The organism is Aeromicrobium tamlense, from assembly GCF_013408555.1.
In the GTDB taxonomy this organism is placed as follows: domain Bacteria; phylum Actinomycetota; class Actinomycetes; order Propionibacteriales; family Nocardioidaceae; genus Aeromicrobium; species Aeromicrobium tamlense.
In genome coordinates, this window is record NZ_JACBZN010000001.1 from 2,083,648 (window position 1) to 2,099,932 (window position 16,285).

Here is a 16,285-nt window from a genome sequence, read left to right on the forward strand (position 1 = left end):
CGGTCGATGTACTTCACCGACCGGGGCATCGAGGAGCTGGCGGCCCGCCGCGGCGAGGAGGAGGTCTCCTTCGCCTGGCTGGCCGAGCAGCTGTCGATCTTCGTCGACCTGAACCCCGAGTTCGAGGTGCCCGTCGAGCGGCTGGCCACCTGGCTGGCCCGCCTCGACGACGACGAGGACTAGCCCGACCCGCAGCGCCTGCACCGCCCCGCCACCCGCGAGTGGCGCAGAACGGCCCGCCACTCGACGAGTGGAGGGCCTTCTTGCGCCACTCGGCGTCGGCCGGGCGCAGGGGCGCGGCTCGCGCGGCTCAGCGGGTCAGGACGATCTTGCCGAAGACGTCGCCGTCGATGACGCGCTGGAGGCCCTGTGCGGCGTCCTCCATGGCGATCTCCGCGTCGATGAGCGGCTTGGTGCCGGTGACGTCCATGAACTCGGCCAGGCGCCGCAGCTCGTCGCGGGTGCCCATCGTGGAGCCGTGGACGCGCATCTGCTGGAAGAAGATGCGGGTCAGCTCGGCGTGCGAGGGGGCGTCGCCCGACGTGGCGCCCGAGATGACGATCGTGCCGCCGGGGCGCATCGCGCGGACCGAGTGCGACCACGTGGCGGCACCGACCGTCTCCATGACCGCATCGACCTTGACGGGCAGCCGCGCACCTGACTCGAGGACCTCGTGGGCGCCGATCTCGAGCGCACGCCGGCGCTTGTCCTCGTCGCGGCTGGTCGCGAACACGCGAAAGCCCGCGGCCCGGGCCAGCGTGATCGCGGCGGTGGCCACGCCGCCGCCCGCGCCCTGCACGAGCACGGAGTCGCCGGGGTGCAGGTCGGCCTGCGTGAAGAGCATCCGGTAGGCCGTCAGCCACGCGGTGGGCAGGCACGCGGCCTCGGCCATCGACAGGCCCGCGGGCTTGGGCACCACGTTGCGCCTCGGCACGGCGACCTTCTCGGCGAACGTGCCCTGGTGGCGCTCCGACAGCAGCGAGCGGCGCGGGTCGAGCGTCTCGTCGCCGATCCAGTCCGGGTCGCTGATGACGGCGTGGACGATGACCTCGTTGCCGTCCTCGTCGAAGCCCGCCGCGTCGCAGCCCAGGATCATCGGCAGCGACTCCTCGCGCAGGCCGACGCCGCGCAGGCTCCACACGTCGTGGTGGTTGATCGACGCGGCCTTCACCGTGACCGTGGTCCAGCCGTCGGTGACCACCGGATCGGGCCGCTCCCCCACCACGAGGCCGTCCAGGGGGTTCTTCTTGTCCATCGAGGCGGCGTAGACGGCGAACACGGGCGATCTCCTGGGGTCGGGCGACAACTACCGCTGCGACCCTAACGGGGTCCGGCCGTGCTCGCCCGCGAGGGGCGTCCGATCAGTACGGGCGACGAGCGAGACCGTCGCGGCGCGCGGTGTCCGTCACGGCGCGGGCCACGGCCTGCGAGACGCGAGGATCGAACGGCGACGGGATGATGTGCGTCTCGGTCAGCTCGTCCTCGTCCACGAGGTCGGCGATCGCGCGCGCGGCCGAGAGCTTCATCGACTCGGAGATCTCGGTGGCGCGCACGTCGAGGGCGCCGCGGAAGATGCCCGGGAAGACCAGCACGTTGTTGAGCTGGTTCGGGAAGTCCGAGCGGCCGGTCGCCACGATCCGCGCGTGCCGGTGGGCGACGTCGGGGTGCACCTCGGGGTTCGGGTTCGCCAGCGCGAAGATGATCGCGTCGGGGGCCATGCGCGCGACGGCCTCCTCCGGAACCGTGCCGCCGGAGACGCCGATGTAGACGTCGGCGCCGTCGAGGGCGTCGGCGATGGTCCCGGGCCGGGCCCAGCCCGACGTCTCCTGCGCCAGCCACTGCTTGACCTCGTTGAGGTCGTCGCGCTCGGGCGTGATGACTCCGGCGCGGTCGGTGACGCTGATCTTGCGCACGCCGGCCGAGCGGAGGATCTTCGTGATCGCCACGCCCGCGGCTCCGGCACCGGAGATGACGACCTTGACCTCGTCGGGCTCGCGGTCGGTGAGGCGCAGCGCGTTGTAGAGGCCCGCGAGCACCACCACGGCCGTGCCGTGCTGGTCGTCGTGGAAGACGGGGATGTCGAGGCGCTCGATGAGGCGACGCTCGATCTCGAAGCAGCGCGGGCTCGAGATGTCCTCGAGGTTGACGCCGCCGAACGTGGGCGCCAGGCGCACGATCGTCTCGACGATCTCGTCGGTGTCGGTGGTGTCCAGCGCGATCGGCATGGCGTCGACGCCGCCGAACTGCTTGAACAGGATCGCCTTGCCCTCCATCACGGGCATCGCGGCGGCCGGGCCGATGTCGCCCAGGCCGAGCACGGCGGTGCCGTCGGTGATGACCGCGACGGTGTTGCCGACCCACGTGTACTGGTGCGCGACCTCAGGGTCGGCGGCGATCGCCTCACAGACCTTGGCGACGCCGGGGGTGTAGGCCAGCGACAGGTCGTCGGCGTTCCCCACGGGTACCGTCGAGGTGACCTCCATCTTGCCGCCGCGGTGCAGCGAGAACACGGGATCGTCGTCGTCGGTGAGCGTCATGAGCAGGTCGGTGTCGATCGGGTCGATGTGGGTGGACATGGTTCCTCGCGCAGCAGGGGGTGATCAGGTGCGGGCGGCGCCGATCCGGCTGCCGGGTGCGGTGTCGTGCCGCGGGTGAGGACGGGGTGTGCCCCACCGTCCAGTCTCCCACACCGGTCATTCCCCGTGGTCGTCGGCCAGCGCCCGTCGCGCCGGGCCGGTGGCCAGGCAGGCGAGCACGACCAGCGCCGAGACCGCGATCGCGATCCCCACGGCGCGGTTGTCGCCGGTGTTCGCGTCGGGGTTGCGCAGGGACCACGCCAGCCCCAGGCCGATCAGCTGGGCGACCACCACGGGTCCCCGGGCGACGTGGGCACCGCGCACCAGGCCCACGGCCGCGGCCACGAGGCCGGCGCCGAGGATCAGCAGAAGCACCCCGATGCCCACGCCCACCGCGATGCGTCCGGGGACGAGTCCGGCCAGGTCGAGCACCGCCAACGCGATGAAGACCAGCCCCTGGAGGGCGACGACGACGGCGGCGATCCCGAGGGGGATGCGAGAGGACACAGGCACGCGCTCAGGCTAACGCGGCGTGAATGCAAGCATTTTCCACGTTACGAATATGTGACGTTTCCCTCAGGATCTGTCCGGGTACATCTGTTGTGGAGTGCGCAGAACCTTGCAAAACTGGTAGAGCGTGCGCCCCGGCGTACTCGATCCCCCCCACGTAAGCTGCCCTAAGGAGTCATCCGCATGGATTGGCGTCATCGTTCGGCCTGTCTGGACGAAGATCCCGAACTGTTCTTCCCGATCGGCAACACGGGCCCGGCGATCCTCCAGGTGGAGGAGGCCAAGCTGGTGTGCCGCCGGTGCGACGTTCGCGACCAGTGCCTGCAGTGGGCTCTCGAGTCCGGCCAGGACCACGGTGTGTGGGGTGGCCTCAGCGAGGACGAGCGTCGCGCTCTCAAGCGCCGCAACGCGCGCGCCCGCATCAAGACCGCCTGATCGCCCTCACAGGCTGAAGGCGATCGTCACGGTCGTGCCGCCCGAGGGCATCGACTCGTAGTCGAGGTCGCCCTTCAGCTCGCCACGCACCAGCGTGGACACGATCGACAGGCCCAGACTCAGTGTCGGGTCGAAGTCGTCCGGCAGCCCCCGTCCGTCGTCACTCACCCTCAGCCGGATCCGTCCGCGGATCCGGTTGACGGCCAGTGTCACGCGCCCACCCTCGGGTCCGAAGGCGTGCTCGGCAGCATTCTGCACCAGCTCGGTCAGCGTCATCGCCAGCGGGGTCGCGATCTCGGCGGGCACCAGCCCGAACGAGCCCACCCGCTCGGCCTTCACGACGCCGCCACCGACGTCCAGCACCGTGCGCAGCAGCGTGTCGGCGATCGCGTCGAACTCCACCGACTCGTCGAAGGACTGGCTCAGCGTCTCGTGCACGAGCGCGATCGAGCCCACCCGCCGCTCGGCCTCCTGCAGCGCCTCGCGCGCCGCGGGGATCTCCATCCGCCGGCTCTGGAGCCGCAGCAGGGCCGCGACGGTCTGCAGGTTGTTCTTCACCCGGTGGTGGATCTCGCGAATCGTGGCGTCCTTCGAGACCAGCTCGCGCTCGCGCAGTCGTAGCTCGGTCACGTCGCGCAGCAGGATGAGCGAGCCCGTGGCCGCTCCCCCGCTGCGCAGCGGCATGATCCGCAGCAGCATCGACGCACCCGACGCCTCGATCTCGGCCTCGGTCTCGCCAGCTCCGAACAGCGTGGAGAACGGGCGGTCGGCGTCGTTGCCGATGAGGTACGTCGTGACGTCGATCAGGTCGGCGCCCTGGAGGTCGCCCACGTAGCCGAGCCGACGGTACGCCGACAGCGCGTTGGGGCTCGCGTACAGCACGCGGCCCTCCGCGTCGGTGCGGACGAAGCCGTCGCCCACCCGCAGCGAGTCGGCCAGCTCGGACGGCACGCCCGGCAGCGGGAACTCGCCGCGCTGGATCATCTCGAAGAGCTCGTCGCTGGCCCGCTGGTAGGCCGACTCGAGGGCGCTCGCGGTGCGGCGGTCGGTGACGGGGCGGCGCTTGACGATCACGCCGATGCGTCGGCCGGCCCACATCACCGGCACGGCGGCCTGCGTGATCGAGGTGCCATCGGCGAGCCGCTCGTCCTCGACCGCGGTCAGGTCGCGCGGGACGAAGGTGCCCACCACGTCCTCCAGCAGGGTGGTCGGGCCCGTGGTCGGACGGATCTGCGCCGCCGCCCACATGCCCTTCTCCTCCGCGTCCTCCACCCACAGGACCAGGTCGCTGAACGACAGGTCGGCGACGATCTGCCAGTCGGTGACCAGCAGCTGCAGCCGGTCGATCTGTGCCGTGGTCAGCGCGGTCTGCGCGTCGGCGATGTCTTCGAAGGAGGGCACGTTCCGAGACTAGGGCTCCGCTGGAAGCGACTCGCGGGTAACCTGCGTCACATGACCGAAGACCAGCAGCAGGACGCCGCGTTCCCGGAGCCCACCGGACCGCACGGCGGCCACCACGCACTCGACGTCGCGCGGGCCCACGGAGCCGAGGCGATGTTCACCCTCTCGGGCGCCCACATCTTCCCGATGTACGACGCCGCCGTGAAGTCCGACGAGCCGATGCCGATCATCGACGTGCGCCACGAGCCCTCCGCGGTCTTCGCCGCCGAGGCGATCGGCAAGCTCACGCGCACGCCCGGTCTCGCGGTGCTCACGGCCGGCCCCGGCGTGACGAACGGCGTGAGCCCGGTGGCGCAGGCCTACTTCTCGGGCGCTCCCCTCGTGGTCGTCGGCGGCCGCGCCGCGCAGTCGACGTGGGGCACCGGCACGCTGCAGGAGCTCGACCACCCGCCGATCTTCGAGACCATCACGAAGTCCGCCACGACGGCCAAGAGCCTGGCCGACATCGCGCCGGTCGTCGACGAGGCGTTCACCCTCGCCGGCTCGTCGCACCGCGGCCCCACGTTCGTCGACATCCCGATGGACGAGTTCTTCAACTCCGGCCCGGTCACGCACGTGTCGAGCGGCCCCTCGACCGAGCGGATCGACCCCGACCCCGACACGGTCGCGTCGGTCGTGCGCCTGCTCGCCGAGTCCCGGCGTCCGGTCGTGATCCTGGGCAGCGACGTGTGGTCCGACCACGCAGAGGAGGCCGCCCTGCGCTTCGTGCAGGAGTCCGGCATCCCCGCGATCGCCAACGGCATGGGCCGCGGCATCGTCCCCGGCGGACACCCGAACCTCGTCACGAAGGCACGCTCGAAGGCCCTCGGCACCGCCGACCTCGTCGTGGTCGTCGGCACCCCACTGGACTTCCGCCTCGGCTTCGGCCGGTTCGGTGGCAAGGAGGGCGGCGACCCCGCCGTCACGGTCCACATCGGCGACTCCCCCGGCCAGGTCTCCACCCACGCGTCGCTCGGCGCGTCGGCGGCCGGTGACCTCACCACGATCTTCGACGCGCTCCTCCAGGGACTCCAGTCCGGCACCAGCCGGCCCGACTGGTCGCCGTGGCTGAGCGAGCTGCAGGACGTCGTCGCGGCGGCCGTCCAGCGCGACGCGGCGCTGCTGACCGCCGAGGCCGACCCGATCCACCCCGCGCGGATCTACGGCGAGCTGCTGCCGCGGCTGGCCGACGACGCGGTCGTGATCGGCGACGGCGGCGACTTCGTGTCGTTCGCGGGCAAGTTCGTCGAGCCGCAGCGGCCCGGCGGCTGGCTCGACCCGGGCCCGTACGGCTGCCTCGGCGCCGGACTGGGCGCGGCGATGGCGGCCCGCATCGCACGGCCCTCGAGCCAGGTCGTGCTGCTGATGGGCGACGGCGCCGCCGGCATGTCGATCATCGACGTCGACACGCTCGTCCGCCACGACCTGCCGGTCGTCATGGTGGTGGGCAACAACTCCGCCTGGGGTCTGGAGAAGCCCCCGATGCAGATGCTCTACGGCTACGACGTCGCGGCCGACCTCGCCCCGAACACGCGCTACGACCAGGTGGTCCAGGCGCTGGGCGGCGGCGGCGAGTTCGTCACCGACCCGAAGGAGATCGGCCCGGCGCTCGACCGCGCGTTCGCCTCGGGCGTGCCGTACCTGGTCAACGTCGCCACCGACGTGAACGCGCTCTACCCGCGCAACACGATGGGCGTCTGAGCGTGACCGACCCGTCCGGACAGGCCACCGTGACGCACACCGTCGGCCCCGAGCACACCGCCCGTGCGGTGGGCAGCGGCGACCTCGAGGTCCTCGGCACGCCGGTCGTGCTGGCCTGGCTCGAGGCCGCCACGTGCGCCGCGCTCGACCTCGAGCCCTCGCAGACCAGCGTGGGCACCCGCGTGGAGGTGCAGCACCTGGCCGCGAGCGCCGTGGGCGCCACCATCACTGCGACGGCCTCGGTCACCCAGCGCGACGGGCGCCTGGTGATCTTCGACGTCGCCGCCCGCGACCAGAACGAGGTGCTCGTGGCCAGCGGACAGGTGCGCCGGATCGTGGTCGATCGCGAGCGCTTCCTGTCCCGTGTGCCCGTGGTGGGCTGAGTGTGCGAGACTTGATGGTCAGCGTTTTGAGGAGGAACCATGGGCAAGACCGGTCGCAAGCGCCGGGCGCGTCGCAAGAAGGGCGCGAACCACGGTAAGCGCCCCAACGCGTGAAACCGCGCCGATAACGCACGAAACCCCATCCGGCGGATGGGGTTTCGTCGTCTCCGGGACTCAGCGCAGGTCGGTGATCTCGACCTGGACGGTGCGGATCTGCAGCCGCACCTTCTCGCGCAGGGGCTCGGGAGCGATCTCGGTGCACGAGCGACCGACGAGCGCCTTCACGATCTGCTCGAGGTGGTACTCGTTCAGGCAGTCCGAGCAGTCGTCCAGGTGCGCCTGGATCTCGTCGCAGCTGGCGCCGTCGATCTCCTGGTCGAGGAAGACGTAGAGGTTCTCCAGCGCCTTCTCGCAGTCGGGTCCGTCACAGCTCACTTGGTGTCACCTCCGGCCGGAACCTTCATCCCACGATCGCGGGCGTAGTCGGTGAGCAGGTCGCGCAGCTGCCGACGTCCGCGGTGCAGCCTCGACATCACCGTGCCGATGGGCGTGTCCATGATCTCCGCGATCTCCTTGTAGGGGAAGCCCTCGACGTCGGCGAGGTACACCGCGTAGCGGAAGTCCTCGGGGAGCGCCTGCAGGGCGTCCTTGACGTCGGAGTCGGGCAGGCGCTCGAGCGCCTCCATCTCCGCCGACTTCAGTCCCGACGAGCTGTGCGCCGCCGCCGCCGCGATCTGCCAGTCCTCGATCTCGTCCGTGACCTGCTGGGGCTGGCGCTGCTTCTTGCGGTAGTGGTTGATGTACGTGTTCGTCAGGATGCGGTACAGCCACGCCTTGAGGTTGGTGCCGGGCTTGAACTGGTGGAAGGCGCTGAACGCCTTCGCATAGGTCTCCTGCACCAGGTCCTCGGCGTCCTGGGGGTTGCGGGTCATACGCAGAGCGGCCGAGTACAGCTGGTCGAGGAAGGGAAGGGCGTCGGCCTCGAATCGGGCCTGGCGCTCCTCCGGGGTCTCGTTCGACGGGTCCACGACGGTGTCGTCAGTCATCGTCGTCCAGCCTACTGTGGCCGGTCGTACGGGGCATGCGAGCATTCGTACCTCCTGTCAGGTCAAACGACTCGCCACGTGCCGCTATTCCCCCTCGATCGGGATCGGCTCGACCAGCTCGGGACCGTTGTTGCGGACGTTGTTGACCTCGGTGGAGACCGGCCACGTGCGCAGCACGCCGGGCGTGGCCGGGACGAGGTGGTCGAGCGCCTCGGGCCACGGCTCGGCCGCCAGCCACCGGCTCGCGACGTCGGGCTCGACGATCAGCGGCGCGCGGTCGTGGATGCGGCCGTCCTCGCCCTCGGCGGACGTGGTGAGGATCGTGTAGGTCAGCAGCCACGCGCCCTCGGGGTCCTTCCAGAACTCGTAGAGGCCGGCGAGGCCCAGGCCCGACTCGGCGCTCATGAAGAACGGCTGCTTCGGCGGCTTGCGCTTCGCGCCGGGCTCGCCCTCGGGCTGGTACCACTCGTAGAACCCGTCGGCCGGCACGATGGCGCGCCGCTTGGCGAAGGCCTTGCGGAACGAGGGCTTCTCGGCCACCGTCTCGCTGCGAGCGTTGATCAGCCGATTGCCGATCGAGGGGTCCTTGGCCCACGAGGGCACCAGGCCCCACTTCGCCGTGACGAGCTCGCGCCGGACCGTGTCCTCGCCGGTGCGCTGCACCACGAGTGGAGCGAGCTTGGTGGGCGCCAGGTTGTAGTCGGCGCCGGTGTCCTCGAACAGGTCGCCGAGGTCAGCCTCGAAGTCGTCGACCAGGGTGGCCGGGGTCCGGGAGGTCGCGTAACGGCCGCACATGCGGCAATAGTAGGCGCGGGCACCGACGCTCCGGGCCGAGCCGGCGGGTTCCGCCACACCCGAGATGGTGGCGGATCCCGCCGGTTCAACCGGTGAGTGCGTCGAGCACCCAGGTCACGTCCTGGGCCACCGGCGGCAGCAGCTCGAGCCACACCCGCGGCGGGGGCGACTCGAACGTCCGGCGGAGCAGGACCGTGACCAGGCTCAGCGTCGGCTGGTCCAGGCGCCGGCGTTCGGCCAGCACGCAGAACCGCCGCGGGCTCAACTGGGCGATGACCTCGTCGCCGGGGAATGCGGTGCGCAGGGCGACGCTCACGTCGACCGCGTGCAGCGCCTGCTCCAGCGGGTGACCGGGCTCCGGAGGCAGCTCGACCACCACGAGGGCGTGACGATCCGTGACCGTCCCGTCGTCCCGGACCGCGCCGCGGTACAGCCCGTCCAGGCTGTGTCGCAGGTGCGCCAAGGTCGACAGCTGGGTCAGCGGGTCCTCGCACGACGTCTCGAGCTGCAGCGCCCTCGACGTCTCGGCCCACGCCACGGCGACTCCACGGACCATCGCGAACGACGGTTCGAGGCCGTCGAAGGCCCTCTCCACGCGGTCCAGGACCTCGTGGAGCGGGACTCCGAGAGACGCTGCACTCGCTCCCACCTCGTGTGCAACGTCCACTGCGTCCACCCGGCCGGCACGGACGGCCGAGTCGAGGTCGACATAGCTGACGTCGAAGGGATCCATCTCCGTGCCTCCTCTCACAGGTGCCGGGCGCAGTCGCCGTGTTGTCACCCAAGAGACGGGGCCCGCCGGGGGCCATGACGCGACTTCGGCGACGAGTTTTCGTGCAACTGCGAGTTCGTCCCGAGAAGTCCGGGCAAAACGAGTCCGCCCCCGTAGTCACAAAGGGCCACGTGAACACCGGACAGCAGCGGATCGGCCACCTAGACTGAGGAGCGTGGCTGACCGAGGTCACGCGCGTTCTGCTTCGCGACCACTCGGGAAAGGGGCTGGCAGTGACCCTCGACGCCCCGCCGCCTGCCCTCGGACAGGAGCGCAGCGACGCCGACCTGCTCACCGCGGTGCGCGGTGGTGACTCCGGCGCGTACGGCGAGCTGTACTCCCGCCACCAGGCGGCGGCCCAGCGCCTGGCGCGCCAGCTCATGCGCGGGCCCGACGCCGACGACCTCGTCGCCGAGGCGTTCACCAAGGTCCTCGTGACGGTGCAGAACGGCGGCGGCCCCCAGGAGTCGTTCCGGGCCTACCTGCTGACCGCGGTGCGTCGCCTGCACGTCGACAGGATCCGGGCCGTCACGCGCGAGCGTCCCACCGACGACCAGTTCGAGCTGGACGGCCGCGTGGACTTCGTCGACACCGCCGAGCTCGGCTTCGAGCGCACCACCACGGCCGAGGCGTTCGCGTCGCTGCCCGAGCGCTGGCAGATGGTGCTGTGGCACCTCGACGTCGAGGGCCAGAAGCCCGCCGAGATCGCGCCGATGCTCGGCATGAGCGCGAACAGCGTCTCGGCGCTGGCGTACCGGGCGCGCGAGGGACTGCGCCAGGCGTACCTGCAGAAGCACCTCGTCCCCACGACGACGCCCGACTGCCAGTTCGCGATCGGCAACCTCGGCGCGTTCGTGCGCGGCGGCCTCTCACGACGCGACGCGGGCAAGGTGCAGCGCCACCTCGACGAGTGCCGCTCGTGCATGGGGCTGTACCTCGAGCTCCAGGACTTCAACCACGGCCTCGCGGGCATCCTCGCCCCGGCGATCCTGGGCACGGCCGCCTCGGGCTACCTGCAGGGCACCGGTGCCGCCGGCGCGCTGGCCGGTGCCGGCGGCGGCCAGGGTGGCGCGGGCGGCGGAGGCGGCGCGGGTGCCGGCGGTGGCGCGGGCGCCGTGGGCGGCTCGACCTCCGGCGTCATGGGCGTGCTCGGCACGATCGGTCCCGCGGGCATCGCGGCCGGTGCGGCCGCCAGCGTCGTGGTGATCGCCGGGGCAGCCGCGCTCATCACCGTGGACCGTCCCCCGGGGTTCGACACCACCACCTCGGCCGACGGGCCCGGCTCGGTGCTGCGGCCGAACGGCTCGGTGGTCCCCCAGACCCAGGGTCCCGACGTGGGACCGCTGCCCGACCCGATGGTGTGGCAGGACCCCGAGGAGCCCGTGGACGAGCCGACGGACGACGACGAGCCGCCGCTGCCTGACGACCTCGCGCCCGAGGACCCGGTCCCCACCGACCCCGTCCCGCTGCCCACCGAGCCGACCACCGAGCCCACGCCCTCCGAGCCGACCACGATCCCCACCGCGGAGCCGACCACGGAACCGACCACGGAACCGACCACCGAGCCGACCACGGAACCCACGACCGAGCCCACGACGGAACCGACCACCGAGCCGACCACGGAACCCACCACCGAGCCGACCACGGAGCCGACCACCGAGCCCACGACGGAACCGACCACCGAGCCCACCACCGAGCCCACGACGGAACCCACCACCGAGCCGACCACGGAGCCGACCACCGAGCCCACGACGGAACCGACCACCGAGCCCACCACCGAGCCCACGACGGAACCCACCACCGAGCCGACCACGGAACCGACCACCGAGCCCACGACGGAACCGACCACCGAGCCCACGACGGAACCGACCACGGAACCGACCACCGAGCCGACCACGGAACCCACCACCGAGCCCACGACGGAACCGACCACCGAGCCGACCACGGAACCCACCACCGAGCCGACCAGCGAGCCCACGACGGCTCCGGTCGACCAGACCGTCCGCGCGTCCGCGACGACCTCGTTCTTCTCGACGAGCTTCGCCTTCACGGTCGGCCGCGACGCCCAGCCCGGGCAGGCGGCGCAGATCCGCATCACCTTCACCGGCGGCTTCCCGGACCTCGAGATCATCACCAGCTGGTCGGGCTGGACCTGCACCCGTCCCGGAGGCATCACGAGCCCGACCCTCACGTGCAACCAGACCGTCACCGCGAACCGCACGCTGCCGACCCTCACGGTCCGCACCCTCATCCCCTTCGCGTCGGGCACCTACACCGTCACCAGCGGCGGCACGTCGCTCTCGGGCTCGTTCCGCTGAGCGCGACCTCGGCAGCGTCCGCATCCTGCGGCATGATGAGGGCATGACTCTCCTGCGCGCGGTGGCCCGTCCGATGCTCGCCTCGATGTTCATCTCCGGCGGGGTGATGGCGCTGCGCAAGCCGCAGGCGCTGGCCGCGAAGGCCCAGCCCGTGGCCGATGTCCTGCGCAGGATCGCGCCGCAGGCCGACCTGTCGGCCGCGAACCTCATCCGGCTCAACGGTGTCGTGCACGTCGCCGCCGGCGCCGCGCTCGCCACGGGCCACCTGCCGCGCACCTCGGCACTCGTCCTGGCCGCCACGATGCCCGCCACCACGGTGTCGGGTCACCCGTTCTGGAACGAGACCGACCCCGTCGCGCGCCGCAACCAGTTCACCCACTTCGTCAAGAACGTGTCGCTCACCGGCGGCCTGCTGCTGTCGACCCTCGACCCCGACCCGCACAAGCCGTGGCTGGGCACCCGCGCGAAGAACACCGCGGTCGCCGCCAAGGACACGATCGTCGACCAGATCGACGACCTGCGGGGATGAGGATGGACTGGCCCGCCCCGCTCCCCTCCGCCGCCGTCGACGCCGACGTCCGGCTGCCGGGCTCGAAGTCGCAGACCAACCGTGCCCTCGTGCTCGCGGCGATCGCCGACGGCCCGTCCACGGTGCACGAGCCGCTGGCCGCCCGTGACACCGAGCTGATGGCCGAGGCGCTCGTCTCGCTCGGCGCCCGGATCGAGCGCGGGACGCGCTCGTGGACCGTCACCCCGATCCGGCCCGTCGAGGCGGCCTCGGTCGACTGCGGCCTCGCCGGCACCGTCATGCGGTTCGTCCCGCCGGTTGCCGCCCTCGGCTCGGGCGAGGCCCGGTTCGACGGCGACCCCCGGGCCCGCGAGCGTCCGATGGGCACCACGATCTCCAGCCTGCGCGACCTCGGCGTCCGCGTCGACGACGACGGCCGCGGCAGCCTGCCCTTCACCGTCCACGGCGCCGGGTCGGTGCGTGGCGGTGCGCTCACCGTCGACGCCTCGGCCTCCAGCCAGTTCGTCTCGGCCCTGCTGCTGGTCGCACCCCGGTTCGCCGAGGGCCTCGACCTGCGCCACGAGGGTGGCTCGCTGCCGTCGCTGCCGCACGTCGCGATGACCGTCACCGAGCTGCGCCGCCGCGGCGTCGTGGTCGAGGAGTCGGCGGGTCGCTGGCACGTCCGTCCCGGGCCCGTGAAGGCGCTCGACGTGACGATCGAGCCCGACCTCTCCAACGCCGGACCGTTCGTCGCGGCCGCCCTCGCCACGGGCGGTCGGGTGCGCGTGCGCGACTGGCCCGAGACCACCGACCAGGCCGGCGACGCCTGGCGCGACCTGGTCACGGCCTTCGGCGGGCGCACCGAGCGCGACGGCGCCGACCTCGTCGTCCTCGGTCCCGAGCGCCTCGCCGGGGTCGACCTCGACCTGCACGACGTCGGCGAGCTGACCCCCGTGGTCGCGGCGCTGGCCGCGGTCGCCGACGGCCCGTCCCGGCTCTCCGGCATCGGCCACCTGCGCGGTCACGAGACCGACCGCCTCGCGGCACTGGCGACCGAGATCAACCGCCTCGGCGGTCAGGTCGAGGAGCAGCCCGACGGCCTCGTGATCACGCCGGCCCCGCTGCACGGGGGCACGTTCGCCACCTACGACGACCACCGCATGGCGCACGCCGGCGCGGTCATCGGGCTGCGCGTGCCCGGGGTCGTCGTGGAGAACATCGGCACCACCGCCAAGACCTACCCGCGCTTCGCCGACGACTGGGCGGCCGTGGTCTCGTGAGGGACGAGCACGACCAGTACGAGCGCCCCCGCCGGCGCACGCGGCCCCGCACGAAGGACCGGCCCGACTACTCCGACGCGCTCGTCGCCGTCGTCACCACGGTCGACCGCGGGCGCTACACGCTGCTGCTGCCCGACGGCACCGTCCTCACCGCGATGAAGTCCCGGTCGCTGGGCCGCCAGGGCGTCGTCGTCGGCGACGAGGCGCGCGTGGTCGGCGACGTCTCGGGCTCGGCCGGCAGCCTCGCCCGCATCGTCGAGGTGCTCGAGCGCCGCACGGTGCTGCGCCGCAGCGCCGACGACGACGACCCGATCGAGCGCGTCGTGGTGGCCAACGCCGACCAGCTGGTGATCGTGGCCTCCCTCGCCGACCCGCCGCCGCGCCCCGGCCTCATCGACCGCTGCCTCGTGGCCGCGTACGACGCCGGGATGGACCCCGCGGTGTGCCTCACGAAGGCCGACCTCGCTCCGGCCGACGAGATCCTGGCGCAGCTCGAGCCGCTCGGCGTCCGCGTCGTGACCACGCGGATCGAGGGCGACCTCGAGCCCCTGCGCGACCTGCTGCGCGACCGCACCAGCGTCCTGATCGGCCACAGCGGCGTGGGCAAGTCCACCCTGGTCAACGCCCTCGTGCCCGACGCCGGCCGCACCACCAGCCACGTCAACGAGGTCACCGGACGCGGCCGCCACACCTCCACCTCGGCGATGATCCTGCCCCTGCCGTTCGGTGGCCGGATCGTCGACACGCCCGGCTTCCGGTCCTTCGGTCTCGCCCACGTGGAGATCGACCGGATCCTGCGGGCGTTCGCCGACCTCAACACCGCGGCGCGCGACTGCCCACGCGGCTGCACGCACCTGGCCGAGGAGCCCGAGTGCGCGCTCGACGCCGCCGCCGCGGCCGGCGAGATCGATCCCGCCCGGCTCGCGTCGTTCCGCCGGATCATGGCCAGCCGCTCGCTGGCCGACGAGTACTGACCTGACCGCGGCCGCCAGACCGTAGGGTGGGCCCCATGGCCAACCCGTACCTGGATGACCTGCGCCTGGCCCACGTGCTGGCCGACTCCGCGGACAACCTCAGCATGGACCGCTTCGGCGCCCTCGACCTCGAGGTCTCCACGAAGCCCGACATGACCTACGTGACCGAGTCCGACCGTGCCGTCGAGGAGGCGATCCGTCGCACCCTCAAGACCTCGCGCGGCCGCGACATCGTCCTGGGCGAGGAGGCCGGCGAGACCGAGGGCACCGCCGAGAACGCCGACCGTCGCTGGATCGTCGACCCGATCGACGGCACCTCGAACTTCGTGCGCGGCGTGCCCGTGTGGGCCACCCTCATCGCCCTCGAGGAGGCCGGCGAGATCGTCGTCGGCTGCGTGTCGGCCCCCGCGATCGGCCGCCGCTGGTGGGCGATGAAGGGCGACGGCGCCCACACCGGCAAGTCGTTCCGCCAGACGCGTCCCATCCAGGTGTCGGGCGTGCGCGAGCTGACCGCCGCGTCGATGTCCTACTCCTCGGCGCCCAGCTGGGGCCAGATCGGCCGCCAGGGCGAGTTCGACGCGCTGCTGCGCCAGTGCTGGCGCACGCGGGCCTACGGCGACTTCTGGTCGTACATGATGGTCGCCGAGGGCGCCGTCGACATCGCCGCCGAGCCCGAGCTCAACGTGTGGGACATGGCGGCCCTCGACATCATCGTCCGCGAGGCCGGCGGCCAGTTCACGAGCCTGGCCGGCGAGCCCGGCCCGTGGGGCGCGAACGCCGTCGCCACGAACGGACGCCTGCACGACGCCGTGATGGCCTACCTCGGGCACTTCCCCGACGACGAGCCGTCGACGTGGCCCGACGAGCCGGAGGACGACGACGAGCCGCTGGCCGACAACGTCACCCGGCTGCGCTTCTCCCGCGACGACTGAGCCGTGAGACCGACACCTGCGCCTCGGGTGTGATGCGGGCTACACTCCCCACACAGTCGAGTGTCGACGACAGTCGAGGAGGCAGCCATGCGCGTACGTGACGTACTCACCGCCAAGGGCAGTGCGACCGTGTTCACCATCTCCCCCGATGCCACGGTCGAGGAGCTCCTCGACCTGCTGGCCGAGCACAACATCGGCGCCCTCGTGGTCAGTGCCGACGGCCGCTCGATGGCCGGCATCGTGTCCGAGCGCGACATCGTCCGCAAGCTGCGGGCCCTGCCCGAGCCCCGGTCGGCGACGGTGCAGCAGATCATGACCACCGACGTGCAGGTGTGCCACCCCGAGGACTCGTTCGGCTCCCTCATGAGCTCGATGACCGAGCACCGCGTGCGCCACATCCCCGTGCTGGAGAACGAGGAGGTCGTCGGGCTGCTCAGCATCGGCGACGCCGTGAAGTTCCGCATGGACCAGCTGGAGTTCGAGCGCGACCAGCTGACGCACTACGTCCAGGGCTGAGGCCCTTCCACCCCTGCAGTGACCGTTCTCACCTTGCGTGTCGATATGCAATCGATATATCGTAAGTACATCGGATGCCGCAGTGGTGTCCGTGGAACA

Annotated in this window: 19 protein-coding genes; 11 read left to right on the forward strand and 8 right to left on the reverse strand. The window is 71.7% G+C overall.

The annotated features are described in order from the left end of the window. Window positions 1–6 precede the first annotated feature (6 nt). Window positions 7–183 carry a DUF6104 family protein gene (locus BJ975_RS10340; protein WP_179425593.1) on the forward strand — a complete coding sequence of 59 codons (177 nt, stop codon included), beginning with the start codon at window positions 7–9 and terminating at the stop codon, window positions 181–183. Window positions 184–310: 127 nt separating this feature from the next. On the opposite strand, the gene BJ975_RS10345 is transcribed toward BJ975_RS10340, so the two are convergent. The 3 genes from BJ975_RS10345 to BJ975_RS10355 all read right to left on the reverse strand — a co-directional run bounded on the left by BJ975_RS10345 (window position 311) and on the right by BJ975_RS10355 (window position 3,089). After that, the gene (locus BJ975_RS10345; RefSeq protein WP_179425595.1) at window positions 311–1,279 is read right to left on the reverse strand and encodes a zinc-binding dehydrogenase; all 969 of its coding nucleotides are present in this window, start codon (window positions 1,277–1,279) and stop codon (window positions 311–313) included. Window positions 1,280–1,361: 82 nt separating this feature from the next. Further along, window positions 1,362–2,576 carry an NAD(P)-dependent malic enzyme gene (locus tag BJ975_RS10350; protein WP_179425597.1) on the reverse strand — a complete coding sequence of 405 codons (1,215 nt, stop codon included), beginning with the start codon at window positions 2,574–2,576 and terminating at the stop codon, window positions 1,362–1,364. Between the two features lie 117 nt (window positions 2,577–2,693). Next, window positions 2,694–3,089: a hypothetical protein gene (locus tag BJ975_RS10355; protein ID WP_179425598.1), complete on the reverse strand. Its 396-nt coding sequence runs from the start codon at window positions 3,087–3,089 to the stop codon at window positions 2,694–2,696. 180 nt (window positions 3,090–3,269) lie between these two features. On the opposite strand from BJ975_RS10355, the gene BJ975_RS10360 reads away from it, so the two are divergent. Further along, a complete protein-coding gene (locus tag BJ975_RS10360) occupies window positions 3,270–3,521 on the forward strand; it encodes a WhiB family transcriptional regulator (RefSeq protein WP_179425600.1) in 252 nt (83 codons plus the stop codon). Between the two features lie 6 nt (window positions 3,522–3,527). Here the strand turns inward: BJ975_RS10360 and BJ975_RS17130 are convergent, their stop codons facing one another. Further along, a complete protein-coding gene (locus tag BJ975_RS17130; protein ID WP_179425602.1) occupies window positions 3,528–4,922 on the reverse strand; it encodes a sensor histidine kinase in 1,395 nt (464 codons plus the stop codon). 51 nt (window positions 4,923–4,973) lie between these two features. On the opposite strand from BJ975_RS17130, the gene BJ975_RS10370 reads away from it, so the two are divergent. Genes BJ975_RS10370 through BJ975_RS17275 form a run of 3 tightly spaced genes read left to right on the forward strand, consistent with a single transcriptional unit; the run spans window position 4,974 to window position 7,159 of the window. Further along, the gene (locus BJ975_RS10370; RefSeq protein ID WP_179425604.1) at window positions 4,974–6,662 is read left to right on the forward strand and encodes an acetolactate synthase; all 1,689 of its coding nucleotides are present in this window, start codon (window positions 4,974–4,976) and stop codon (window positions 6,660–6,662) included. Window positions 6,663–6,664: 2 nt separating this feature from the next. Beyond that, window positions 6,665–7,045: a thioesterase family protein gene (locus BJ975_RS10375; RefSeq protein WP_179425606.1), complete on the forward strand. Its 381-nt coding sequence runs from the start codon at window positions 6,665–6,667 to the stop codon at window positions 7,043–7,045. Window positions 7,046–7,084: 39 nt separating this feature from the next. Continuing rightward, a complete protein-coding gene (locus BJ975_RS17275; protein WP_369797015.1) occupies window positions 7,085–7,159 on the forward strand; it encodes a 50S ribosomal protein bL37 in 75 nt (24 codons plus the stop codon). 60 nt (window positions 7,160–7,219) lie between these two features. Here the strand turns inward: BJ975_RS17275 and rsrA are convergent, their stop codons facing one another. From rsrA to BJ975_RS10395, 4 genes are all read right to left on the reverse strand, one after another. After that, entirely contained in the window at window positions 7,220–7,480 is a 261-nt protein-coding gene (rsrA, locus tag BJ975_RS10380; RefSeq protein ID WP_179425608.1) for a mycothiol system anti-sigma-R factor, read from the reverse strand. After that, window positions 7,477–8,091: a sigma-70 family RNA polymerase sigma factor gene (locus tag BJ975_RS10385; RefSeq protein WP_179425610.1), complete on the reverse strand. Its 615-nt coding sequence runs from the start codon at window positions 8,089–8,091 to the stop codon at window positions 7,477–7,479. The genes rsrA and BJ975_RS10385 overlap by 4 nt, the downstream gene beginning before the upstream one ends. A gap of 84 nt (window positions 8,092–8,175) precedes the next feature. Beyond that, entirely contained in the window at window positions 8,176–8,886 is a 711-nt protein-coding gene (locus tag BJ975_RS10390; protein ID WP_179425612.1) for an SOS response-associated peptidase, read from the reverse strand. A gap of 85 nt (window positions 8,887–8,971) precedes the next feature. Further along, entirely contained in the window at window positions 8,972–9,481 is a 510-nt protein-coding gene (locus tag BJ975_RS10395; RefSeq protein WP_179425614.1) for a hypothetical protein, read from the reverse strand. Window positions 9,482–9,891: 410 nt separating this feature from the next. On the opposite strand from BJ975_RS10395, the gene BJ975_RS10400 reads away from it, so the two are divergent. The 6 genes from BJ975_RS10400 (at window position 9,892) to BJ975_RS10420 (ending at window position 16,186) form a co-directional block, all read left to right on the forward strand. Beyond that, on the forward strand, window positions 9,892–11,976 hold the full coding sequence (locus BJ975_RS10400) for a sigma-70 family RNA polymerase sigma factor (protein ID WP_179425616.1): 2,085 nt from the start codon (window positions 9,892–9,894) through the stop codon (window positions 11,974–11,976). 43 nt (window positions 11,977–12,019) lie between these two features. Next, window positions 12,020–12,505: a DoxX family protein gene (locus BJ975_RS10405; RefSeq protein ID WP_179425618.1), complete on the forward strand. Its 486-nt coding sequence runs from the start codon at window positions 12,020–12,022 to the stop codon at window positions 12,503–12,505. After that, a complete protein-coding gene (gene aroA / locus BJ975_RS16565) occupies window positions 12,502–13,764 on the forward strand; it encodes a 3-phosphoshikimate 1-carboxyvinyltransferase (protein WP_218845834.1) in 1,263 nt (420 codons plus the stop codon). The genes BJ975_RS10405 and aroA overlap by 4 nt, the downstream gene beginning before the upstream one ends. Next, window positions 13,761–14,738 (forward strand): ribosome small subunit-dependent GTPase A, encoded by a 978-nt coding sequence (rsgA, locus tag BJ975_RS10410; RefSeq protein ID WP_317628344.1) that lies wholly within the window; start codon window positions 13,761–13,763, stop codon window positions 14,736–14,738. Before aroA ends, rsgA begins: the two co-directional genes overlap by 4 nt. A gap of 35 nt (window positions 14,739–14,773) precedes the next feature. Next, a complete protein-coding gene (hisN, locus tag BJ975_RS10415; RefSeq protein WP_179425620.1) occupies window positions 14,774–15,670 on the forward strand; it encodes a histidinol-phosphatase in 897 nt (298 codons plus the stop codon). Window positions 15,671–15,757: 87 nt separating this feature from the next. Beyond that, window positions 15,758–16,186 (forward strand): CBS domain-containing protein, encoded by a 429-nt coding sequence (locus BJ975_RS10420; protein ID WP_179425622.1) that lies wholly within the window; start codon window positions 15,758–15,760, stop codon window positions 16,184–16,186. The last annotated feature ends 99 nt before the right edge of the window (window positions 16,187–16,285 follow it).